The sequence below is a fragment of the [Clostridium] fimetarium genome (assembly GCF_900111235.1).
In the GTDB taxonomy this organism is placed as follows: Bacteria; Bacillota; Clostridia; order Lachnospirales; family Lachnospiraceae; genus Clostridium_N; species Clostridium_N fimetarium.
The window spans coordinates 24441-47292 of the sequence record NZ_FOJI01000020.1 but is presented as its reverse complement, the minus strand read 5'-3'; the positions used below and the strand labels follow the sequence as shown (position 1 = coordinate 47292).

Sequence of the window (22852 nt, the reverse complement as noted above, 5' to 3'; positions counted from 1 at the left end):
TAAAAAGAGTTGCAATTGCAACATAAATACAATGCTAGTAATGATATTCTGAAATAAGATATATTGAATGTTGGGTGTCATATAGCTCAAATATGAGGAGGAATAATTATGGACATAGAAATGTTTGAAAAACTTGCTTTTGCAACAAAAGAGATTCATGCAGGAAATAAGAAAAACAGTGAAGGTTCAGCGACTACACCTATTTATCAGACATCAACTTTTATTTTTGATTCTGCACAGGAGGGTGGAGAGGTCTTTTCTGGGAATAAGCCCGGCTATAAATATTCAAGATTTGGAAATCCCACAAACACAGTTTTAGAGGATAAAATGTCTTTGTTAGAAGGCGCAGAAGATTGCATTTCTACTTCATCTGGCATAGGGGCGATATCAGCAGCATTGTGGGCCGCTCTAAAATCGGGTGATCATGTAATGGCGTGTGGAACAATATATGGCGATACAGCAGCTTTATTAAATTATGGTTATAAAAAATTTGGGGTTGAGGTAGACTTTGTTGATATGTCAGATCCTGAAAATGTAAGAAAAGCTATTAAAAAAAATACAAGGGTCGTATATATTGAAACACCAGCAAATCCAACATTAAAAATTAGTGATATAAGAGCAATATCCGATATTGCACATGAGAAAAAAGATTGCTTAGTTATGGTAGATAATACATTTGCTACTCCATATATACAAAAGCCATTGCTTTTGGGCGCAGATGTAGTCTTATATTCAGGAACTAAATTTATAAATGGTCATGGAGATGTAATAGCCGGATTTGTGCTTGGATCGAAACAATTTATAAAAGAAGTTAAGTTTAGTGTACAAAAAATGACAGGTGCAATATTGAGCCCCTTTGATTCTTATCTGGTAATAAGAGGCTTAAAAACACTGTCTCTTAGAATGGAACGACATTGCTCGAATGCTATAAAAATTGCTAATTTTCTAGAACAACACGTGGAAATAGAAAAAGTATATTATCCAGGTTTAAAAAGCTTTAATCAGTATGAATTAGCAAATAAACAGATGAGTTTACCAGGCGCAATTATAGCGTTTGAAATGAAAAAAGGATATGAGAGTGGAATTGTGTTAATGAATAGTCTTAAAATTTGCCGTTTAGCCGTAAGTCTTGGAGAAGCTGAAACATTAATTCAACACCCTGCTTCTATGAGCCATGTAATATTTAGCAAAGAAGAAAGACTATCAGCAGGAATAAGTGACGGACTTGTAAGGTTGGCAGTTGGCTTAGAGGATCCAGAAGATATAATTCAGGATCTTAAACAAGCATTAGGACAAATTGTTTAAATATTAATTATTATAAAGGAGACTAACTATATGAAAAAAGTAAAAGTGAATTATGAAAAACTATATTATGGATTTCCAGTAATACTGTTAAGTTATTATGATAAAGATGGAATCCCAAATGTAACAACGATATCTTCTTCATATACATTAAAAGATATGGTGGCATTAGGTTTTAGTTGTGGTGGATATGCAATTAATCAAATTAAGGAAGTATCAGATTTTGTAATTAATATTGTGGACAGTAAACTTGTGCAGGAAGCTGAATTTTGTGGAAAAAATACAGGATCTGTTTGTAAAAAATTTGAAAGTTTAAATCTAACGCCTATACCGTCTGAGGTCGTAAATGCACCAATAATAGATGAATGCCCAATTTCAATAGAATGTACTTTAACCGATGTATTCGAAAGTCAAAATCATAAAGGAATTACTAATATTTTGGCTAGCATAAAAGGAAGAGTTATTTCTGAATCTTATATAGATGAAAAGGGAAGAATAAAAGTATCTGAATTTGATAATATTCTGTACATTGGCGATGGTGTTAACCGTGGATATAGATATATGAAAAAAGAATAATAAATAGTAATTATCCACTAGTTACTATTATACGAACAAATATATTTTTTGAAAGAGAGTGTAAAAACTATGGATAATAAAGATGTTAAAATAGCTGTAACAGGAGATGTATGTATCAATCTAATGCAATGGAGCATTGATCGCAAATGTACAAGAGATCTAAGCTGGAAGAATTATCCCAATGTATTTAGAACGTTCAAAGATGGAGAGGCACTTTTATTATCAAAACTTGTAGAGATGTCAACTGGGGTTTCGGTGATTGCACCTCAGATAGGAAGTGTCGATGGATATATCCAAGATAAGGTACTTGTTTCCTCTACGGAGTTAGAGCTTTTCCCAATTACAGACAGTGATAATAATAAAACCTACCGGGTAAAACAATATCTTGGATTTACAGGTCCAACATTTGGAGAACCGAAACTATTTCCTATTATAAATGATGATGAGAATGCAGATATGGTTATCATAGATGATGAAAATAATGGGTTTAACTCTAATGAAGATTTTTGGCCGCTGGCTTTAAAGTCTCTAGAAAAATCACCAATTGTATTATATAAAACAAACCGATTGAATTGTGAGAGTTTACTCTGGAAACACATTGAAAAGTATCACATTGAAAATACAGTGGTAGTTATAAATGGAAATGATTTACGTTCGAAAGGCGTTAACATCAGTCGGGGGCTTTCATGGGAAAAAACTGCACTAGATTTTGTGTGGCAAATGAGTAATAATCCTAAACTTGCCTCACTTGCAAAATCCAGACATCTAATAGTGCCATTGGGTCTTGAAGGAGCCATATATTATAATAATCAGGGCGAGACTGCACAATCCCATTTATACTTTTTGACGAATGAGTCTGAGGGAGAATTTATAAAAGAGAGTCAAGGTAAAATGTATGGTATGACTTCATGTTTTGTTGCTGGACTTGCCCGCGCCATGGTTTCAGGAATGAATAAAAACGATAAATTTATATGTTTGGATGATGGGATTCGTGAAGGAATGGTTGCAACACAGAAATACTTTATGAATGGTTTTGGGAAAACGGTTGAGGATAGCTTTCCAAATCCATTAATATTTGAGGAGAAAGAAAATGATTTTATCTATAAGGAAAATATACAAGACGTATTGATTAGAAATACCAGCAATCCAAACTGTCAAGGTTGTTGGTACATTATAAAAGATAAAAGTTCAAATAGTCTATTAGAGATTGCATATAATATTGTGAAGAACGGGGAAAAAAGTGCCCTTCGTTTTATTCCGATAGCCCGATTTGGTAATCTGAAAGTCGTTGATCGAACTGAGATTGAAAACTTTAGAAGTATTAAAAATTTAATGACGGAGTATATTTATACCTCAAATGTAGTTCGCCCACTCGCCATTGCTGTATTTGGAACGCCTGGATCTGGAAAGTCATTTGGAGTAACAGAAGTTGCTTCAAGTATAGCACCTGAACTGATAGTAAAACTAGATTTTAATTTATCTCAGTTTCATTCAATTTCGGATTTGGCTACAGCTTTTCATAAAGTGAGGGATCTTTCACTTCAGGGAAAATTACCGCTCGTATTTTTTGATGAATTTGATAGCGATTTAAATGGGAAACTTGGATGGTTAAAATATTTTCTAGCGCCTATGCAGGATGGAACGTTTAGAGAAGGTGATTCTATACACCCTATCGGAAAAGCTATTTTTGTGTTTGCAGGGGGGACAAGTAGTACATTTAAAGAATTCTGCGGTGAAAATATAAGTGATGAAAAAGATTATGATAAATTCTTTAGAGAATTCCAAAGTACCAAAGGTCCAGATTTCATAAGCCGTCTGAGAGGTTATGTAAATATACTTGGGCCTAATCAAACAGATAATGAATGGGATCAGTTATTTATTATACGCCGAGCAATGCTTTTACGTTCACTTATAGAACGCAAAACACCATATCTTATTAATGAGAGAGGTGAAGCCCAGATAGATTACGGTGTTGTATGCGCATTACTTAAAGTAGGAAGTTACAAACATGAAGCAAGATCTATGGAAGCAATTATAGAGATGAGTAGATTAAGTCATGCAAAAGAATGGGAACAATCACATTTGCCTTCGAAGGAACAGTTAAAACTCCATGTAGACGAAGAAGAATTCCTGCGTCTTTTAATGAAAGATACTTTTTTCAGCGAAAAGATTGAAACGCTTGCGAAAGATCTTCATAATAGTCGTTTAGAAAATCACAGAGAGCTGCCGGATTTGGATTTACCATGTAAACATTATTGGGAGTTGACAGATGAAGACTATAAAGAAACACTACGCAGTAGAGTAAAGAATATTCCAGATGCCTTACAAAAGATAAAGTATGATCTTATTTCGGTAAAAGAGAAGTGTGAGATTATTGAATTTACTGAGGCCGAATTAAACATTCTGTCTGTAAATGAACATAAACAATGGTCCCTTGAAAAGAAGGAAAAGGGATGGGTCTATGGTAGTATCATAGACGAAAAGAATAAAACGCATTCTTCATTAGTGTCATGGATGATCCTTCCAAAAGAGGAAAAGGACAAAATAATGAAAGATATTAAAGCATGGCCAAAGATATTGGCAGACGCGAAACTTAAGATAGAAAAGATGAAGTATCTTTGCTATTGCGAAGTCAATGGGTTTGACGCGGGATCAAGATAGGACGTGAGCAAAAAGTGTATTAAATACCATTTTAACGGATTCTTCGGAATCCGTATTTTTATTTATCCAATAACAAAGAGCGTTTGCAAAATAAATGAATACTCATCTAATTTACAAAAGCTCTTTGTTATTTTATTCTTATTCTACATATGATTTTAATTTATCTAATTGTTCAATAATTAACACCTTATTACCTTGAATGCTAATAATTCCTAATTCTTCGAATATACTAAGCTTTCTACTTATGGTTTCTCTTGTTACACCAGTGTAACTAGCCATCTCTTCCCGGTTTATAGGTAGTTTGATCTTCATACCTTGGTCAGTAGTAGTACCATACTTTTCACAAAATTCTAACAGCATAAATGCAATTCTTATTTCTGCATCATTAGTGGCCAAGTTTTGAGCAAGATTTTCAGTCTGACTGAGACGTTTTGAAATAACTTGTAATAGTTTCAAAGATATTTCTGGATTATTCATAATAATCTTATCCATATCTTGTTTGGTTAATGTGCACATTTTAACATCTGATATAGCATATGCATCAAAATTAAATATCTCTTCAGCACCAAATATGCTTAACTCTCCAAAGAAATCTCCATTCGTGAAGATATGAACTATTTGTTCTTTACCTTCCACAGTCAATTTAGATATCTTTACTTTTCCTTCATTAATAATAAATAAAGTATTTGATTTTTCACCTTGTCGGCACAACCTATCGCCCTTTTTATAAACTTTATGGCCTGTCATATCAATAATCTTTATAAGTTCATCATCAGATAAAAATGAAAATATCGGTACCTTCTTAGCACATAGACTATGACTACAACTTTCACAATTACATTCTCTCATATATTTTTCACCTACCATTTGTTATCATAGCAGTTAAGTTTATTGAGGTCAAATAATTTAATTCGTTTGTTGAATCATAGGGAATAGCACACTATTTTCTAGATATATATGCATAAATAGATCTTTTTCTAAATCATGAAGTTTTGTATATACAAGCTTGAAAGACGTGCAGGACCCCTCTGGTGCCTCAAAATCTCTTGTTACCTTCTCCAATTCTTTCAGTATATTTCCAGCAGCTTCGTGTTCCTCAACTGTGCCCTTTGTTAACTGATTTATTTCGGATAATATATGATCACTTCTAGTTACTTCATATTGTTCAATAAGAGGAAACAAAACTTCTTCCTCTTTCACAAGGTGCTCCTCAAGTTCAGTTTTTAAGGATCCAAAATATCTGTGCACCTTTAAGAGTTCTTCACTGTGGAGTTTAAAATGTACTTTTAGTACTTTAAATAATATTGTATCTATCTCTTTCAGTTGATTTTTAGTAAATTCATGATGAGTTTGTACTATGTGTCTTATTAAAACGGTTGGATTTTCTTTTCTCCAATCTTTGTACTCTGATTTAGTTTTTACAAACTCATCATATTCATTATTTAGTTTGTCAATAATTTCTTCATTGTCTGTCGCTATGGCTTCTAAGGCTCCGTCTAAAGTATCATGTCCTCCACAACAATAATCTATTTTATAATGGTTGAAAATTTCTGTGGCACCTGGAAAAATCGATACTATTTCTCCAAGGCTTTGGTTTTTATTTATAGTATTCCTCATAATTAACGCCTCCTCTTAGTTTGGGACTATCCCAAGTAATCTATCAACCGTATAAATAACTGCTCTTTCAATGTTCTTTAAATCCTCTTCTTGAGGAGAGAACCTAATTCTTATTGGGAATTCTATATCAATCATACCAGTAGACTTAATTATATCAGAAGTACTTAAGACTTTAATATTGCTTTGATTCAAATAGTCTTGAACTACCTCTATTGCTTCTCCACTCCAACCATATGAACCAAAAGCTGCACCTATTTTATGCTCTAGGTTTATTGCATTTAATTCTTTCAATATATCTTCCATGTTTCCAATGATATCAGCATATTTTGTAGAGCTACCAAATATAATAACATCAGCTTCATTAATTGCTTTAATTACTTCATTTTTTTCAACTTTATTTACATTAATGATCTCTGAAACTATATTTTGCTCTTGGAATTTTTCCATAATAAATGTTGCAATCTTTTTTGTCCTACCTGTCATAGTAGAATATAGAATTAAAGCTTTTTTATTTATTTCTGTACTTTTACTCATATTATCATAAATATCTATAAAACTTTGAACATTATCTCTAAGAATATATCCATGGGATGGGGCTATTATCTGTATATCTAAATCTTTAATTTTATTAAGCATATTTTGAACATACCTTCTATGAGGATGCATTATCAATTTGTAATATCCAATATAGTCAGCGCTGATATCTTCTTTTGCCATATCATTGAAGTAATCATAGTTTGCTACATGGGTACTAAAAATATCACAAGGAAATAAAATCTTATCCTCGAGGCAGTATGTGATCATAGTTTCCGCTGTGTGAAGATATGGTGTTTCTATAAAATTAAGTGTCTTGCCTCCGATATCTAGAGTATCGCCATCTCCTACAATTAAAAATTCTCTATCATAAAGTTTATACATTTCCTTAAGTTCAATTTCAGCCAGCTTGGTGCATACAATTATTGCATTTTTTGCTTTAGCAGCCAAACCCCCTAGGGCACCAGAATGGTCAGGTTCAGTGTGATTAATTACAATGTATTTAATTTTATCTGGTTCAATTATACTTTTTAAATTATCTAAAAATTCTTTCCCAAAGCTTAAATCAACGGTATCAATCACTGTAGGGCTTTCAGTCATTAACAAATAGCTATTATAAGTAGTTCCTTTCGTTAAGGTTAGTCGATGAAAAGGTACGTCCCTATCGTCAACCTTTCCAATCCAAAATATATTTTCGCTTAGCTTAATGTTTTTTTCCATAATCAATTCCTCCAATGTTTTATATTATTTTTTAATTTCTTGTATTGCTATAACCCTATTCTAAAGTCATTCTTGATATAATAATATGATTCAAATCAAAGTTTTAAAAAATATAATAAATCTCGTCATTTCCAATATTGATAAGCAGTAAGTACGAGTGGATTTCTTATCGAAGCTATGATATGCAGTAAGTCAAATGAACTGATTAAAGAAGAATCCTGTTTTAAATAATGTACCTTGGTAATTATTCCCTTTGTTAATTATACCTATAAAGGATACTATATTATTATATAAAATATTAGGAGGAATACGTATGCAAGGAGAAATGTTTTGTTTTCAATGTGAACAAACTGCATTTGGTAAGGGTTGTACAAAAATAGGCGTCTGTGGAAAGACACCTGAAATTGCAGCTATGCAAGACTTGCTGATTTATCAGTTAAAAGGAATCAGTTGTTATGCTACAAAACTTTTAGAAAAAGGTGAAAAGATTGATAAGTCATTAGTTTCATTTGTTGAAAATTCATTATTTATGACACTGACTAATGTAAATTTCGATCCGAATTCTCATATGGATATGCTTAAAAAATCTCAAATCATGAAAGAAGAAATTAGAAAGAAAGCTTCTGACGAAAAAATAACTGGTGCAGAAGCTCTATATAATTTAAGTGATTCTAAAGAACAAATTCTCATAGATGCTAAAAAAGCTGGAGTTATGTATGATGAGGATTTGGACGCTGATATTCGTTCCGTACGCGAAACTATAAAATACGGATTAAAAGGAATTGCAGCTTATGCGCATCAAGCTAGATTTATTAATTATAATAGTGATGAAGTAGACGACTATTATTTTACAGCTCTTGCAGCATTGACTGACGATAAATTGACGCTGGATGACCTTATCAAGTACGTACTCAAAACTGGAGAGATGAGTGTTAATGTTATGGCAGTATTAGATAAAGGTAATACTGAAACATATAACTCCCCATCACCTCAAAAAGTTAATGTAAACATTAAAAAAGGACCATTTATCGTAATATCTGGTCATGATTTAAGAGATCTTGAAATGCTACTTGAACAAACAGAGGGTAAAGGAATAAATGTGTATACCCATGGTGAAATGTTACCTTCTCATGGATATCCTAAGTTAAATAAATTCACTCATTTAGTTGGTAACTTTGGAGGGGCATGGCAAAATCAACAAAAGGAATTTGATGGTATCCCAGGTTGTATTTTAATGACAACAAACTGTTTGATGAAACCAAGAGACTCTTATAAAGATCGTATCTTCTCCACAAATGTTGTTGGTTGGGATGGAATAAAACATATATCTAATGATGAAAATGGATATAAAGACTTCTCTGAAATAATAACGAAAGCCCTAGAATTAGGTGGATTTGAAAAAGATGAAGAAGTTAAAGAAATTCTAGTAGGATTTGGTCATAAAGCAACTTTAAGCCATGCTGAAACAATCGTTAATGCAGTTAAAGACGGAAAGATTAGACACTTCTTCTTAATTGGAGGCTGTGACGGTGCAAGATCTGGAAGAAATTATTACACTGAATTCGCTCAGCAAGTTCCCAAAGACTGTATTATTCTTACCTTAGCTTGTGGAAAATACCGGTTTAATAAATTAGAGTTTGGAGAAGTGGCAGGGCTTCCAAGATTACTCGATATTGGTCAATGTAATGATGCATATTCTGCTGTTAAAATAGCACTAGCGCTAGCTGATGCCTTTAAATGTGGTATTAATGATCTACCATTATCCTATATCATAACTTGGTATGAACAAAAAGCTGTTGCTGACTTATTGGCATTGCTTTCACTTGGTGTAAAAGGTATCTATCTAGGGCCAACTTTACCGGCTTTCTTAAGCCCTAATGTATTACAGTTCCTAGTTGAAACTTTTGATATTAAGCCAATTAGCACACCAGAAGATGATTTAAAACAAATATTAGGTTAAAATAATTTATCCACCTAGAATTTAAATTCTAGGTGGATTTTTAATAAAAATCATTAAAAATATGACTTAATAAGGAAGAGTTAAAACTCTTCTTTATTTTTTTTAAAAATATTTCATAAAAAGCGGGACACTACCCAATGTCATTTAGTTAAGAACAACTCAAGAGTAGAGTATGTAGAAATACGTACCTGCCCTTTTTTTTTGTAATTAATTTCAAAAAAAGCTTGACAAATTATTAGAAAAATTCGGCGAAGCCCTTGATTTAAATACATTTCAAGGAGGCAACCGCTTATGCAAAATTATATTTCATCAGTTAAAGAGATCTTATCTGATACCATCAAGGAAATGAGTGCTATTCCATGGCTCTTTACAAAAACACCAGAAAGTGATTTCTCAAGGAAGAGAAAATTAGATTTTGAAACATTCTTTAATTTTTTTCTTTCTATGGAGGGGAAGTCTATTGGTGTGGAATTATTAGAGCATTTTAATTTTTCACCAGAGACCGCTACTGTTTCAGCTTTTAATCAGCAACGAAGTAAGATACTTCCTGAAGCATTTGAATATTTATTCCATGAGGTTAGTGGTCAGATTTATAAACCCAAACGATATGATGAATATTCGCTTATAGCATGTGATGGTTCGGATTTGAATATTGCCAGGAATTCTAAAGACTCTACTACTTATTTTCAATGCACACCGACCGATAAAGGTTTTAATCAATTGCATTTAAATACAATTTATGATTTGAAAAATCGTATGTATATGGATGCAATTATCCAAAATGGAACCCAAGAAAACGAATATGCTGCTTGCATACAAATGATAGAACGGTCATCGATAACAGAGCAAGTAATACTTATCGCTGATCGTGGTTATGAGAATTATAACCTATTCGCTCATGCAGATCATAAAGGATGGAAGTTTGTTATACGAGCGAAAGATATTCATAGCAATGGTATCACTTCAGGACTACATATTTCAGAAGAGGGCGAATTTGATAAAGATTTCTCCTTTTTATTAACCAGGAAACAGACGAAAGATATACATTCACAACCAGGAAAATATAAATTTATGCCATCTTGCCAGAAATTCGACTATTTGCCAGTTGGAAGTAAAGAAACATATGCAATCTCATTTAGAGTAGTTCGTTTTTTGATCGGCGAAGATTCTTATGAAACTATAATAACAAATCTCGATAGATCTGAATTTTCACCTGATAAAATCAAAGATATATACCACCTAAGATGGGGAATAGAAACATCATTTAGAGAATTAAAATACGCAATAGGATTAACTAGTTTTCATTCCAAAAAGGTGGATTATATCAAGCAGGAGATTTTTGCAAGATTGTTACTATATAACTTCTGTGAAGCAATAACAACCTATGTTGTTATTGAGCAGCAACAGAAAAATAAGCACACTTACCAAGTGAATTTCACGATGGCAATATGTATCTGCAAAAAATACCTAAAATGTAATGATATAAGTCCACCAAATGTCGAATTGCTAATACAGAAGTATATCCTACCCGTGCGCCCAGGCCGTCAAGACCCTCGTAAAGTCAAACCAAAGAGCGTAGTTGGATTCCTCTATAGAGTAGCTTAATCCATAAAAAGTATAATCTACTTTTAGGCAGATAGCAATCTGTCTTTTTGTAATGCTTATAAATATTAATTCATGGCAGTTCTGTATAAAAAAAGAAACAGAACAAAGAAAAATACGTTCTCTGCTATGTTTCAATTCTTAACATCGTATTCTGATATCTTAACTAAATGACATTGGGACACTACCCCCTGATTTTCGGCTTATAAGTATAGGGATAAATTTCCCCCTGCTGAATGTCGAAAATCAGAATCAAGGTTCTGATGAGTAGATACAGCACCTGAACATTGACAATTTCATATCGAGTGTAAGAAACAAAAATCAAACACACTTAGTTGAAAACCAAGCAGTAGCATTCGTTTTGGAAGTAAACGTGATCCATCTGTAGATTTGCCGTGATGTACCTGCTGGGGAACCAGTTCAAGCAAGATATCGTAATAGAAGATTGAACTAAAGTTCAACACAAAAGGTAAAGAGCGAACTAGATGGATGTAATGCTATTGATACGCATTGCAAAGCTTTGATGGATAATGAAACAACTGCTTAAACAAGCAGCCGGATGGCACCGGAGCATAACATATCATTGAACCGGAAGCGGTTCATTTGTAAGAGTGGTATGTTATGCTGTGATGGAAATCATCAATCCTAACTTACATGTTTCCCGGTCTATGGCAGAAGTGATTGCGATAGATAATGCACGGGGAAGAGTAAATTAAAAAAGTGTGGCTAATCCAGTAGTAATACTGGGCAGCCACATTTGCATATATATTATTAGAAGCATTAGAACAAAGATTTACCACTAACTCATTTAATGAATGAAGGTTCTCCTTTTATTCAATTGATAATTTCAACAAATGAGTTAAAATTTATCAATTCACCAGAGACCGCAGAAACACTGCACTTTCTGGTGAGTTGATAACGAAAACGAAATAAATATACAATTTTTTTTTAGTCTTTCCTTGACACAAGCAGAAAAAGTGAAGGCGTATTTGATTAATGGGGCGAAGAAATTGCCGGGGTTTACGGAGTGGCCGAATCCTGAGATGGGGTGGGGAGCGCTTTGTGTGAAGGATAGTATACCGATGTGAGTGTATTTGCTACAGTCTCTTAAATTTTACCCCTATACTTATAAGCCGAAAATCAGGGGGTAGTGTCCCGCATTTTTGAAGAGTTTATAAAAAGTTTATAATTTGAATTATCTAAAAGTGTACTCACAAATAGATAAATAGGTGTATTTACATATTAAAATTCAATAAAATACGAGAAAATATAGGTTTTATTAAGTCTGAAAAGCATTATAAAATGGCATATGTACTCACAAATGACACAGAAGGTGTACTCACAATTAATAGACTTTTATTTGTTGCAATTACTATATATTTATTACTATATTTATTACTCATTATTATACTAATTTAAAATATAATCACATGGAGAGACAATGAAAAACAATGATACTTATGTCGATTCTGGGGAAGTAGTCATTAAAATTGATATTAAATTTGTAAAATAAAAAAATGTAATAAATAAATACTTGAGGATTTCACTTAAGACTGACAGAGATCCTCAAGTATTTTTTGATTTATAAAAGTATTTTTATTTGAACTTGTACTATATTTTAGATATTAAATCATATAATTATAGAACTAGGTGGTAATAATATATATATTTAAGGAGGATTGTATGAAAAAAATCAAGGTGGAGTAATATTTTTATATGTATGATGGTGATTTTTATAATGTTTCATATTGGCACAGTCGCTGCTAAAGCGAATGAACATAGTGATACACCATATACATTTGGATTTGATACTTATCAAGGATATACACAAACAGAAACACGACCTAAAACATATACATCTTATATGTATATGTATTGCACTTCTTCTGAAATACTAGGAACTGTTTATTCCGCGGAAGCATATGGAGCTGACTGGGAGTATTCATATGGTGAAAGATGTAGTAAAAATGGCGTTTGGAAAAAATATTTTACTGAGGGAACAAAGTTACCTATAACTAATGACGTTTATGAGAAGAGGTTCAGAGATGCATTTATACAAGGAAGTCTAGTTAATGACCAAGGATTTGGAAGCTGTATGTTTTGGGGGCTTTGGAGTCCAGATAGTATAGGATATTAAATTAAAACTTATTGTATATAATTTGCTATTCATATAATATTACCACCTAACTAACAAGAAAGGGAATAATATGAAGGGTAAATATATTATATTTTTTTTCTGTACATGTTTTTTCTTTTTTACTGCATGCAATAGAACAAGCGTAAGTGATTTACAGGTTACTACAACTACAAATGTAATACAAGAATCTACTAGTATACATCAAACTCAGAGAACGATGAGCGAGAATGATCCAATTGAATATTTAAATAAAGCTGCTTCAAATTCGGATTTGATATCATATGGGAAATTAGGTGAAATATATCGTATAGGAAAATTTTCGATTTGTTATGAGCAGGTGGTACTTAGTAGCACTCTAGAGGATTTAAATCAGTTACTCAATGAAAAAGATAAGAATCAATTTATTAATTACATAGTTAATGTGAAGGATTATGAACATTATTTTTATAATGGTATAAATTTAATAAATGATGAAAAAGTTAATTATTTTATAAAAGTAAAAATTAAAAATGAATCTACAACTGATATAAAGCAGTATTTAGGTTCTACCTTTTTTACTAAAAATTCAGAGGGATTCGTAAATTGTTTTGGAGCACTTGAAGCATATAATAAGTATCCGGACTTGAATAAAGATGCTAAAGATGCATTATTTTATAACTTCAAAGTTAATGAGGAAATTGAAACGGTTTTATGTGGAAATATGTATAAGTCTGTCGTTAACAATAACAAGGTATATTTAAATACGGGATTTTTAATAAATAATTATAGTGTTGATAAATTATCAGTGGGATCTTACATGATTCCAATTAATTAGGAGTAAGTAAAATATGAAAGAAATGATTAAAATTGAACGAGAACGTGTTCAATCAAATTGGGGATTTTGGCTTTCACTTTCAATTGGTTGTACTATTGCAATAGCTCAGATTATCATGGAAGTCGGGAGAAGATCTCAAGACATAATAGGAGGTTATAGGAATGATGCAAGCTGTTATTTACCTTCTGTGTTTAATTCATGGATTGGTGGAAGTGGGTTTTCACCGTATAGCTTCTCTTATCGGACAATATTTCCAATTTTAGCCATACTTCCATGCGCAATTACGTATTTTATGGATATGAAGACAGGCTATGTTAAAAATATTTTTTCTAGAACTTTCAGAAGAAATTATTACATATCTAAATATCTCGTTAACTTTATAGCTGGAGGAATATCAGTAGTAATTCCAATGCTTTTAAACCTTCTGATTACAGCCTGCTTGCTTCCTTCACTACTTCCATCCACTAATAATTTATTTGCCCCAATCAGTGGGAGTATGTTGGTTGCCCTTTTTTATAGCCATCCATATTACTATATTTTAATTTACATGTTAATTTATTTTATTTACGGCGGCGTGTTTGCAACGCTTGCATTATCATTAGTAGGATTTGTTCATAATATATTTATGTTTACACTATGTCCGTTTCTTATGTATTATTGTTTGGGCATAATTGCATCCTATATTTACAATATACATATAGGTTCATGGAGTCCAATTTATATTTTAGATTTGACACAACCATATAAAGTTAAGTTATCAGCAATAATAATTGAAGCAGTCTTGATTGGTACAATAAGTAGTGCAATTTATATTTGGAGAGGATTTAAAGATGATATTTATTAAAAAATATAAAAAGATACTCTTGTGTATAGCAATTGGTATATTTTTTTGTGCCTCTTTCTATATGATTTGGGATATCAATCACCGCTTTCCCAATGCTAAGGTGGAAGAGTATGTTCTAAATCAGTCAATGAAATGGAAAGATTTAGATTTTACGCCAATTAGTAGAAAGATTTATTCGGCTGAGGAATATGCTGTTGCATATCCTGAAGATAGTTATGATTTTGATATGGAAAAAGGATTTTTGCATGTTGTATTTACTATTAAAATCAGTAACAATACATCAAATGATATAAAATTAAAAGATCTAATGTTAATGCAGGTAGAAACAAGCCCTTTTGAGTTTGGAAATGGAATCAGCATGGTTGGTAATATGGTTGGGGTGATAAAGTCAGGATCACAAGGTACTGTAATCGAGCTTTCAACTGTAATTAGCAATAGTCTTGTAAGCGAGAACTATTGGAGTAAAGAAAAACTGGAATCTTGTGCATTTCATCTTGTTTTTACTTATTATCCTGCGAAAAAGATATTAAATTTTGGGTAAAGAGGTTAAGTATGAAATTACAAATTCTATCAGATTTACGTCAAGGAATTATAAGATATTATTATAAGTATATCATTATATTTTTTGTTGCATGTACTATTGCAATTCAATTTTTTTTAAAAACGAATATTTATATCAAAAAGTATAATATAGCAGATGAGACTTCAGTAATTGATTGTTTTATATATATGTTTAAGGGAATGAAAGAATACATTCCATCCACTTCAAATCCTTTTAATGTTCCGTTCGATTTTTTGCTTTTTAATTTAATACTGGGATTATTGATAGGGTATTATCCTCATAAAGATTTACATGGAATGGGATTGCAAATGATGATAAAAAGTAAACAAAGAATATTCTGGTGGAGTTCAAAATGCATTTGGAATATGGCGACTGTAATTTCTTATTACGCAGCAATATATATGGGTATTTTAATAGCAGGTATGTTATTTAAAACACAGATAACTGGTGAAATTCATAAAGAATTGATTCATAGAATGCTTGGAATGGAAATAGTAGGGTACAAGCAATTTGAAATTATCATCTTCGTAGGACTTCTCCCAATTATTTCCTCAATAGCCATATCAATGTTTCAGATGTTTCTGTCTTTTTTAGTTCATCCAATTGTGAGTTATATAATAATTATTATATTATATATATTTTCAGCATTTTATATGAAATGGTTTCTGCCTGGAAACTTCTTAATGTTTTACCGTAATTATATTGTGAACCCAAATGGAATTCATATTTTTCCTTCTATGATGGTTAATATGATCATAATTTTAATAAGTTTCATTGTGGGATATTTTTATTTTCGAAATGTTGATATTTTAGGAAAGGAATAAAGCTATGTATATAGAAATTATAAATCTTACAAAAAAGATTCGGGGTAATTATATTCTACAAAATATTAATCTTAGATTCGAGTCAGGTAAAATTTATGGATTAAAAGGGAAAAATGGTTCTGGAAAGACAATGCTTATGCGAGCAATTTGTGGATTAATAAAAGCCGAAGGAACAATAGACATTAATGGAAGAGTATTAGGAAAGGATATATCATTTCCGGAAAGTGTTGGAGTGCTGATAGAGAATCCTACATTTATTTCAAATTATACAGGGGTTAAAAATTTACAGGTATTGGCTTCGATACAAAAAAAGATTGATAAAAATAAGATTTATGTTACCTTACAGAATGTTGGATTAGATCCAAATGATAGGAGAACATATAGAAAATATTCTCTTGGCATGAAGCAGAGATTGGGCATCGCAGCGGCTGTGATGGAAGAACCTGAACTAATCCTATTAGATGAACCAATTAATGCTTTAGATGAGACGGGCGTGGAGCTTGTTAGACAAATTTTAAAACAACAAAAAGAACGAGGTGCTATTATATTAGTAGCTTGCCATGATGCAGAAGAATTAGAATCTTTATCAGATGAGATTATTGTAATAAGTGAGGGGAAAATAGTAAGTGAAGGTTAAAATGGCAACTGATTGGAGTTATAACATAGCATTTTTTATTTTTCTGATTGGCATTCCTATATATATAAGTTTTGTCCTTTGGGCGTTAATGGATTCACCTCAGGTAAGCTATTGCTTAGCTGACGCATTTTGTACTGTTCAAAATCAGTGTAGTATTATCACTATCCCATTTGCAGCATTCCTTGTTGTTCATAGTATCAAATATGATTTCTTTCCAAGTGTGATACTACATATGAAAAATGTACGAAATCTTTGGATAAGATTATGTAAAAAAATTATAAAAAATGCTTTTATCATATCATTTTATTTATTAATTTGTACGACATTGATAGGAATCCAATTTGGTCGATTTAATAATAACTGGATAGAAGAAAATAGTGCAGCATCAAATTTATTACATACCCAGGTTCCGCATAACGGAAATGTATGGGAGATATTATTTGTATTTACAATAATGACATTTTTAACAATTGTTTTTTTTGGCATGCTTATTGCTTTGTTGTGGTGGATATTTGGAACACCTTTAATTGGATATGTTATTATTATACTGTTAATAAAGTTAGAACTAGGAATGCAACCAGCTGCTATCCATTTATTTTTTTTAAAAGTAAATATGAATCCATATGTAATCTATTGGTTGGGAGTATCTTATTATAATTTGGTAGTGTATCCATTAATTTTAATAATAGGATTATTTCTAATGGGATTGTTTATTAGAAAAAAAGATTTTTTATAATATAAAGGAAATTAGTAGATAGTATTTTAAATTATTTTTGCATATCTATATGTAAACTAAGAAGGGTCTTTTGTTCTGCATCTAAAAGGTACAATTCAGCTTTCTTGGATTAGTTTCGAGAAAGAATATGTTACCATATGCACAAGAGAAAATTAAGAGAAAACTATGCCAAGATAATGCTAGGATTACTAATACATGTAGTAGAAATGAAAATATTGATAAATACCATTAATATTATATATTAACAATGAATACCTCAGTAGATCATTTTTCTACTGAGGTATTTTGCTCAAAACTATTTTACTTGTATATAAAATTCTAAAAGATCTTTCATATTATATATGCAAATAAAACAATGAATAATTTAAGATAAATCAAATGGATTATCAAAATAATAAAAAAATAATTAAAAAAAGCGGGACACTACCCCCTGATTTTCGGCTTATAAGTATAGGGATAAATTTCCCCCTGCTGAAAGACGATAATCAGAATCAAGATTCTGGTAATTTGCTACAGCACCTGAACCTTGACAACTGAATATCGAGTGTAAGAAACAAAAATCAAACACACTTAATTGAAACCAAAGCTGTAGTATCCGCTTTGGAAGTAAACGTGATCCATCTGTAGATTTGCCGTGATGTACCTGCTGCGAAACCAGTTCAAGCAAGGTATCGTAAGTAGAAGATTGAACTAAAGTTCAACGCAAAAGGTAAAGAGCGAACCAGATGGATGTAATGTTATTGATACGCATTGCAAAGCTTTGATGGATAATGAAACAACTGCTTAAACAAGCAGCCGGGTGGCACCGGAGCATAGCAAGCATATGGTTGAACCAACATTGGTTCATTGGAATTAGATATATGTGGTGCTGTGATGGAAATCATCAATCCTAACTTACATGTTTCCCGATCTATGGCAGAAGTATTTGCGATAGATAATGCACGGGGTAGAGTAAATAAAAAAAGTGTGGTCAGTCCAATAGTAATACTGGGCAGCCACACTGGCATATATATTATTTGAAGCATTGGAAGAAAGTTCTAATGCAAACTCATTTGATAAAAGTAAGATTTCATTTTATCTTACTTTCATTTTAATAGATGAGGTGAAAATTATCAATTCACCAGAGACCGCAGAAACACTGCATTTTCTGGTGAGTTGATAACGAAAACGCAATAAATGTACAATTTTTTTTTAGTCTTTCCTTGACACAAGCAGAGAAAGTGAAAGCCTACCTAATTGATGGGGCGAAGAAACTGCCGGGGTTTAGTGAGTGGCCGAATCCTGAAATGGGTTGGGGAGCACTTTGTGTGAAGGATAGTATACCAGGGTGATTATGTTTACTGCAGTTTCTTAAATTTACCTCTATACTTATAAGCCGAAAATTAGGGGGTAGTGTCCCGCATTTTTGAAGATTTTATAAAAAGTTTATAATTTGAATTATCTAAAAGTGTACTCACAAATAGAAAAATAGTTGTATTTACATATTAAAATTCAATATAATACGTGAAAATATAGGCTTAATTAAGTCTGAAAAGCCTTATAAAATGGCATCTGTACTCACAAATGACACAAAAGGTGTACTCACAATTAATGGACTTTTATTTGTTGCAATTACTGTATATACTATTCATAAAAAATCAGGAGGATTTTTATGAGAACAGTGAATACGGTAATTGCAAATATTGAACGTATTATTAGATTTTCAAATGATAGACAGGAAAATATAATTTATCAGTATTGGAAAGTTGGACGTGAATTGAGTCGCAAAAATTCAGTAAATAAGTTTGGTTCTGATTTTATTGGAAATGTTACAATTGGTATGAAAAAGAAAGGCATTGAAGATAAAGTATATAATCGACGTGGTCTATATAGAATGATTCAGTTTTATGAGGCATATTCTGATTGGGATATTTATGGAGAACATTTGACGGAAATAAATTGGTCAAGCCATATATTATTACTTGATGGAATTGAAGAAAGAGATAGAAGTTTCTGGCTAGAGTTATGCATGAGTAAGAAATATAGTGTTCGCAAAATAAAAGAAAGGATTGAAAAATGGAAAGAAGGAGTTCTATTCAGGCCGGGTAATGAAATCGAATTGCTACAAATTGATGAAGTAGAAGAAAAGAAAACCCATAAAAAATATATATTTGACAAAAACGTTTATGTAATTCCTACGCAGGCTGAATTAGACAGAATGAAGAAAACTGATATTCTAAAGGTTGATAAGAATGAGCTAGTAGATATAAAAAATGTGTATATTGATGAGTCATTACCAATATATGAGCGAATCTGTTCATTTATGGAGCAGGTAAAAAATCCATATTGTTATAAAGCGGGAAATATTGTTGTAAAAGTTGATTATGCTGAGGATGCACCTGCATTTGAAGAATTATTTGGACGAATAATTACCAAACAGATTGAACAGGAAACCGGGTTAAGTACCGAATGATATTTGAGATGACCATGATGTATCTATTACTTACTATTATTATTCTGATTTGACATGTGATTTGTTTAATCTCTATTAATGATGGTTATGATAGTGAAAATGTAATGGAAACATCAGATGGTATCAGTATCCCAATGAAGAATCTTATTAATGATTATTATGTAAAAGATTTGTCTAAGAAGGTAAGAGTGCTGTTCATAGCAGACAGAAAAAGGGTGAATTTATTAGTCCATATGCTATATTTGGATATAAGAAGGCTCCGACGGATAAGCATAAGTTGATTATTGATGAAGAGACAGCATCAATTGTCAAACTGATATTTAAGTATGCACTAAACGGTTTAATTGGTTCTGATATAGCACGTAAACTGAATGGGCTAGAAATCTTTACGCCAGCGGGGTATAGTAATACTAACAGACAAAGAAAGTATGTGGTCGATGATAAGACCGTATGGACATCACCGAAGGTCTTGAAGATTATCAGGACCAAAGGTATGCTGGCGATATGATAAGTAATGTCAGAGTGCGTACAAAAATCGCAAAGCGAGAGAGTGAACGTGTAAATAGAGATGAGTGGATTATTGTTAAAGGAACTCATGAAGGGATTGTTTCGAAAGAAGTATTTTGGAAAGTAAACAATGATATTATGCCCCCTACGGAGAAGGAGACTATTCTACTTGGTGATTTTAGGAGAAAAGGATTCTATTACTGTGCAGACTGTGGAAGATTGCTCAGAAGGAGCCATACAACGATTAATCCTTATTATGAATGTTCTAGAAGTAGATACACTGAAGATAAATGTTCAGAAATTAAGGTGTATGAAAAGGATATGATGAGTACGATGGTTGAATTGATACAAAATCATATTAAGCTGCTATGTGATTCACAAAAACTTATTAATGACTTGAAACAGAAGATATATAAAGAAAATAAAGCAGAAATGACAGTATCCGATGCAGATAATGCTATTAATAAATTGATGCAGACAAAAATGAATCTGTATGAAAGATACCGATTAAAGTCAATTTCAAAGGAAGAATATGTATTACGTAAGAAGCAATTTACAATGCAGATTGAAGAACTGGAAGAAAGAAAATTGAAAATTTGCAATGAAATTGGGGATAGACAAGAGCGCAAGTTATTAGAACAGAAACTGAGTGACTTAATTGAAAAATTCAAGACTGTAAGTATAGTTCTCGGATGAGGTTATGAATGACTTGATTGATAAGGTGATTGTCTATTCAGAAGATCGAATTGAAATCAAATGGAAATATCAAACTGAATTTGAAAATATGCTGATGCAGTTGCTGGAGCAGGTGGCATAGTAGTGGGGGAGACGTAGAAACACGTCTCTTTTTGTAGAATTATATTGAACAAAAAACAAGTGGGATTTTTTATCTTGGGGTGGTAATTCCCATGCACTTCATTGACATTCCTTTGTTTTTTTCATATTCATTAGGTCTTTTTGAGTGCCTATATTTTGTCCTTTAGTTATTAGGTCGCTTTTCATTCTTTAATAAAAACCCGTATGAGGTACGGAATATTGATTGCTTTATACCCTAAAATAAATTGTCAAAAAACATCATATTATGGAGTCAAAAAACTTTTTGTCGCATATTATATTATTAAAAGGAGAGTGATTTTTATGTTCAATAAAGAAGAAATAAAGAGAAAATTTGAAGGAACAACAGAAGAAGAAGCATTGAAATTATTAGCTGAACAATATCATATATCTTGGACTACTCATTCAACATCATGTAAACTTTGGTTTGCTAAAGTTTTCACTTATTGTTCTTCAAGTCAGTTAGAATGTCAATTGAATGATTTCTTATGGTTTATTAATTATATAATTGTACCTTGTACAAAAACTTGTTTCAATGAAGAAGATACCGTTTTTTTAGGATGCACATGCCCTTGTGGTCATAAACAAACAGTCGTTTATTATACACTTTCACCTAATGCTTAGTAAGTCACAAAACTAATCCTTTAACTAAAAGAAAAGGGGCTTTTGCAAAATAGATGAGTAATCTGATATGAGCAAAAGTCCCCTTTCGACAAAAACATGTGGCTGTTGCCCTTTTCGTTAAAATTTGCAATATTTACGTTGTTGGTGGTTTACAAACGCTGCAAGGTTTCAATCCTTTTGAAAGTGCAGTTGAATGACTATAAACCTTATTTTATATAAATATACTAATCAAGCACTTTCAGCACGCAGGGTGTATTTTTAAATGCAAAAAAGAAGAACCACTACATTATAAGGGGAGTAGTGGCTCAAATAAATCATCCTACTGGGAGCAGGATAAATATATTATATAATATATCAATTATTAATTCAATAATGATATATATCTCGAAATCGAGCAAGAGTTGATAATTTTAAAGCAATATGGTAAGATAGTGCCATTAAAAGCTGTACCTAATTATCGCTTTGCAGTAGAAAATGGTTTCCCTCTTTGGAAGAAGATTCTATTAAAATTAGCAGGCGGTAAATATGATCGAATGGCATCTAAGCAACAAAAAGAATATCATTTCTTTTTTGTACAAGCTAATGCTCAACAATTGAAAAAGGTGGCAATTATTTTAGAAAGCAATAATATCAAACCGACAATTGATTCAGTGTACGACTTTTCACAAATAAGTCAAGTTTTAGATAAAGTTGCTCAAGGTCACGCACAGGGTAAAGTTGTAGTTACGTTTGAATAATATGAAAAGGCAACAAATGACTACGACAAAAATGATGATTCGGAAGAATAAACGAGGTTGGCAGAGTGTTTGGTTAGAAAAATTATTTTCTGTATGGCAAACGGGTATCTAAAAATAGTGTGCGAGGCTAAATTCCATATGCCTTTCGTGTAAGACTAAATTCTATACAGTG

General features: G+C 31.9%; 19 protein-coding genes and 1 pseudogene. 17 read left to right on the top strand and 3 right to left on the bottom strand.

Annotation, left to right across the window (positions count from 1 at the left end; genetic code table 11):
• Positions 1 to 108: 108 nt before the first annotated feature.
• The 3 genes from BMY18_RS18380 (at position 109) to BMY18_RS18370 (ending at position 4539) form a co-directional block, all read left to right on the top strand.
• Entirely contained in the window at positions 109 to 1305 is a 1197-nt protein-coding gene (locus tag BMY18_RS18380; protein WP_092457268.1) for an aminotransferase class V-fold PLP-dependent enzyme, read from the top strand.
• Between the two features lie 30 nt (positions 1306 to 1335).
• Positions 1336 to 1878 (top strand): flavin reductase family protein, encoded by a 543-nt coding sequence (locus BMY18_RS18375; RefSeq protein ID WP_092457265.1) that lies wholly within the window; start codon positions 1336 to 1338, stop codon positions 1876 to 1878.
• 69 nt (positions 1879 to 1947) lie between these two features.
• Positions 1948 to 4539: a RyR domain-containing protein gene (locus BMY18_RS18370; RefSeq protein ID WP_092457263.1), complete on the top strand. Its 2592-nt coding sequence runs from the start codon at positions 1948 to 1950 to the stop codon at positions 4537 to 4539.
• A 138-nt stretch (positions 4540 to 4677) separates the two neighbouring features.
• Here BMY18_RS18370 and BMY18_RS18365 read toward each other — a convergent pair whose 3' ends face one another.
• From BMY18_RS18365 to BMY18_RS18355, 3 genes are read right to left on the bottom strand one after another with little or no spacing between them, the layout of a single operon-like run.
• Entirely contained in the window at positions 4678 to 5388 is a 711-nt protein-coding gene (locus BMY18_RS18365; RefSeq protein WP_092457260.1) for a Crp/Fnr family transcriptional regulator, read from the bottom strand.
• Between the two features lie 57 nt (positions 5389 to 5445).
• Positions 5446 to 6156, bottom strand: coding sequence for an iron-sulfur cluster repair di-iron protein (gene ric, locus BMY18_RS18360; protein ID WP_092457257.1), 711 nt, complete (start codon positions 6154 to 6156; stop codon positions 5446 to 5448).
• Positions 6157 to 6171: 15 nt separating this feature from the next.
• The gene (locus BMY18_RS18355) at positions 6172 to 7410 is read right to left on the bottom strand and encodes an FprA family A-type flavoprotein (protein WP_092457254.1); all 1239 of its coding nucleotides are present in this window, start codon (positions 7408 to 7410) and stop codon (positions 6172 to 6174) included.
• A gap of 313 nt (positions 7411 to 7723) precedes the next feature.
• Here BMY18_RS18355 and hcp point away from each other — a divergent pair, with 313 nt between their 5' ends.
• The 14 genes and pseudogenes from hcp to BMY18_RS18285 all read left to right on the top strand — a co-directional run bounded on the left by hcp (position 7724) and on the right by BMY18_RS18285 (position 22680).
• Positions 7724 to 9370 carry a hydroxylamine reductase gene (gene hcp, locus BMY18_RS18350; protein WP_092457251.1) on the top strand — a complete coding sequence of 549 codons (1647 nt, stop codon included), beginning with the start codon at positions 7724 to 7726 and terminating at the stop codon, positions 9368 to 9370.
• Between the two features lie 291 nt (positions 9371 to 9661).
• Positions 9662 to 10975: an IS4 family transposase gene (locus BMY18_RS18345; protein WP_092457248.1), complete on the top strand. Its 1314-nt coding sequence runs from the start codon at positions 9662 to 9664 to the stop codon at positions 10973 to 10975.
• Between the two features lie 1735 nt (positions 10976 to 12710).
• Positions 12711 to 13109: a hypothetical protein gene (locus BMY18_RS18340; protein ID WP_092457246.1), complete on the top strand. Its 399-nt coding sequence runs from the start codon at positions 12711 to 12713 to the stop codon at positions 13107 to 13109.
• Positions 13110 to 13179: 70 nt separating this feature from the next.
• Entirely contained in the window at positions 13180 to 13923 is a 744-nt protein-coding gene (locus tag BMY18_RS18335) for a hypothetical protein (protein WP_092457243.1), read from the top strand.
• A 13-nt stretch (positions 13924 to 13936) separates the two neighbouring features.
• Positions 13937 to 14767 carry a hypothetical protein gene (locus tag BMY18_RS18330; protein WP_092457240.1) on the top strand — a complete coding sequence of 277 codons (831 nt, stop codon included), beginning with the start codon at positions 13937 to 13939 and terminating at the stop codon, positions 14765 to 14767.
• A complete protein-coding gene (locus tag BMY18_RS18325) occupies positions 14754 to 15308 on the top strand; it encodes a hypothetical protein (protein ID WP_092457237.1) in 555 nt (184 codons plus the stop codon). Before BMY18_RS18330 ends, BMY18_RS18325 begins: the two co-directional genes overlap by 14 nt.
• 11 nt (positions 15309 to 15319) lie before the next feature.
• Positions 15320 to 16153: a hypothetical protein gene (locus BMY18_RS18320; protein WP_092457234.1), complete on the top strand. Its 834-nt coding sequence runs from the start codon at positions 15320 to 15322 to the stop codon at positions 16151 to 16153.
• A 4-nt stretch (positions 16154 to 16157) separates the two neighbouring features.
• Positions 16158 to 16790 carry an ABC transporter ATP-binding protein gene (locus tag BMY18_RS18315; RefSeq protein WP_092457231.1) on the top strand — a complete coding sequence of 211 codons (633 nt, stop codon included), beginning with the start codon at positions 16158 to 16160 and terminating at the stop codon, positions 16788 to 16790.
• The gene (locus tag BMY18_RS18310; RefSeq protein WP_092457228.1) at positions 16780 to 17526 is read left to right on the top strand and encodes a hypothetical protein; all 747 of its coding nucleotides are present in this window, start codon (positions 16780 to 16782) and stop codon (positions 17524 to 17526) included. Before BMY18_RS18315 ends, BMY18_RS18310 begins: the two co-directional genes overlap by 11 nt.
• Positions 17527 to 19177: 1651 nt before the next feature.
• A complete protein-coding gene (locus BMY18_RS18305) occupies positions 19178 to 19978 on the top strand; it encodes a DUF6870 family protein (protein ID WP_092457225.1) in 801 nt (266 codons plus the stop codon).
• 104 nt (positions 19979 to 20082) lie between these two features.
• Complete coding sequence (locus BMY18_RS21200) at positions 20083 to 20259, top strand: hypothetical protein (RefSeq protein ID WP_170841492.1); 177 nt, start codon at positions 20083 to 20085, stop codon at positions 20257 to 20259.
• Positions 20256 to 21181 (top strand): annotated as a pseudogene (locus BMY18_RS18295) (recombinase family protein). The gene BMY18_RS21200 and the pseudogene BMY18_RS18295 overlap by 4 nt, the downstream one beginning before the upstream one ends.
• Before the next feature lie 441 nt (positions 21182 to 21622).
• Positions 21623 to 21943, top strand: coding sequence for a hypothetical protein (locus BMY18_RS18290; protein ID WP_092457216.1), 321 nt, complete (start codon positions 21623 to 21625; stop codon positions 21941 to 21943).
• Positions 21944 to 22344: 401 nt separating this feature from the next.
• The gene (locus BMY18_RS18285) at positions 22345 to 22680 is read left to right on the top strand and encodes a zinc-binding dehydrogenase (RefSeq protein ID WP_170841490.1); all 336 of its coding nucleotides are present in this window, start codon (positions 22345 to 22347) and stop codon (positions 22678 to 22680) included.
• Positions 22681 to 22852 lie beyond the last annotated feature (172 nt).

Excerpts from the sequence above, each read along its gene's own strand:
- BMY18_RS18380 (WP_092457268.1), top strand. The coding sequence starts at position 109 with ATGGACATAGAAATGTTTGAAAAACTTGCTTTTGCAACAAAAGAGATT.
- BMY18_RS18375 (WP_092457265.1), top strand. The coding sequence starts at position 1,336 with ATGAAAAAAGTAAAAGTGAATTATGAAAAACTATATTATGGATTTCCA.
- BMY18_RS18370 (WP_092457263.1), top strand. The coding sequence starts at position 1,948 with ATGGATAATAAAGATGTTAAAATAGCTGTAACAGGAGATGTATGTATC.
- BMY18_RS18365 (WP_092457260.1), bottom strand. The coding sequence starts at position 5,388 with ATGAGAGAATGTAATTGTGAAAGTTGTAGTCATAGTCTATGTGCTAAG.
- ric (WP_092457257.1), bottom strand. The coding sequence starts at position 6,156 with ATGAGGAATACTATAAATAAAAACCAAAGCCTTGGAGAAATAGTATCG.
- BMY18_RS18355 (WP_092457254.1), bottom strand. The coding sequence starts at position 7,410 with ATGGAAAAAAACATTAAGCTAAGCGAAAATATATTTTGGATTGGAAAG.
- hcp (WP_092457251.1), top strand. The coding sequence starts at position 7,724 with ATGCAAGGAGAAATGTTTTGTTTTCAATGTGAACAAACTGCATTTGGT.
- BMY18_RS18345 (WP_092457248.1), top strand. The coding sequence starts at position 9,662 with ATGCAAAATTATATTTCATCAGTTAAAGAGATCTTATCTGATACCATC.
- BMY18_RS18340 (WP_092457246.1), top strand. The coding sequence starts at position 12,711 with ATGTTTCATATTGGCACAGTCGCTGCTAAAGCGAATGAACATAGTGAT.
- BMY18_RS18335 (WP_092457243.1), top strand. The coding sequence starts at position 13,180 with ATGAAGGGTAAATATATTATATTTTTTTTCTGTACATGTTTTTTCTTT.
- BMY18_RS18330 (WP_092457240.1), top strand. The coding sequence starts at position 13,937 with ATGAAAGAAATGATTAAAATTGAACGAGAACGTGTTCAATCAAATTGG.
- BMY18_RS18325 (WP_092457237.1), top strand. The coding sequence starts at position 14,754 with ATGATATTTATTAAAAAATATAAAAAGATACTCTTGTGTATAGCAATT.
- BMY18_RS18320 (WP_092457234.1), top strand. The coding sequence starts at position 15,320 with ATGAAATTACAAATTCTATCAGATTTACGTCAAGGAATTATAAGATAT.
- BMY18_RS18315 (WP_092457231.1), top strand. The coding sequence starts at position 16,158 with ATGTATATAGAAATTATAAATCTTACAAAAAAGATTCGGGGTAATTAT.
- BMY18_RS18305 (WP_092457225.1), top strand. The coding sequence starts at position 19,178 with ATGAGAACAGTGAATACGGTAATTGCAAATATTGAACGTATTATTAGA.
- BMY18_RS21200 (WP_170841492.1), top strand. The coding sequence starts at position 20,083 with ATGGAAACATCAGATGGTATCAGTATCCCAATGAAGAATCTTATTAAT.
- BMY18_RS18290 (WP_092457216.1), top strand. The coding sequence starts at position 21,623 with ATGTTCAATAAAGAAGAAATAAAGAGAAAATTTGAAGGAACAACAGAA.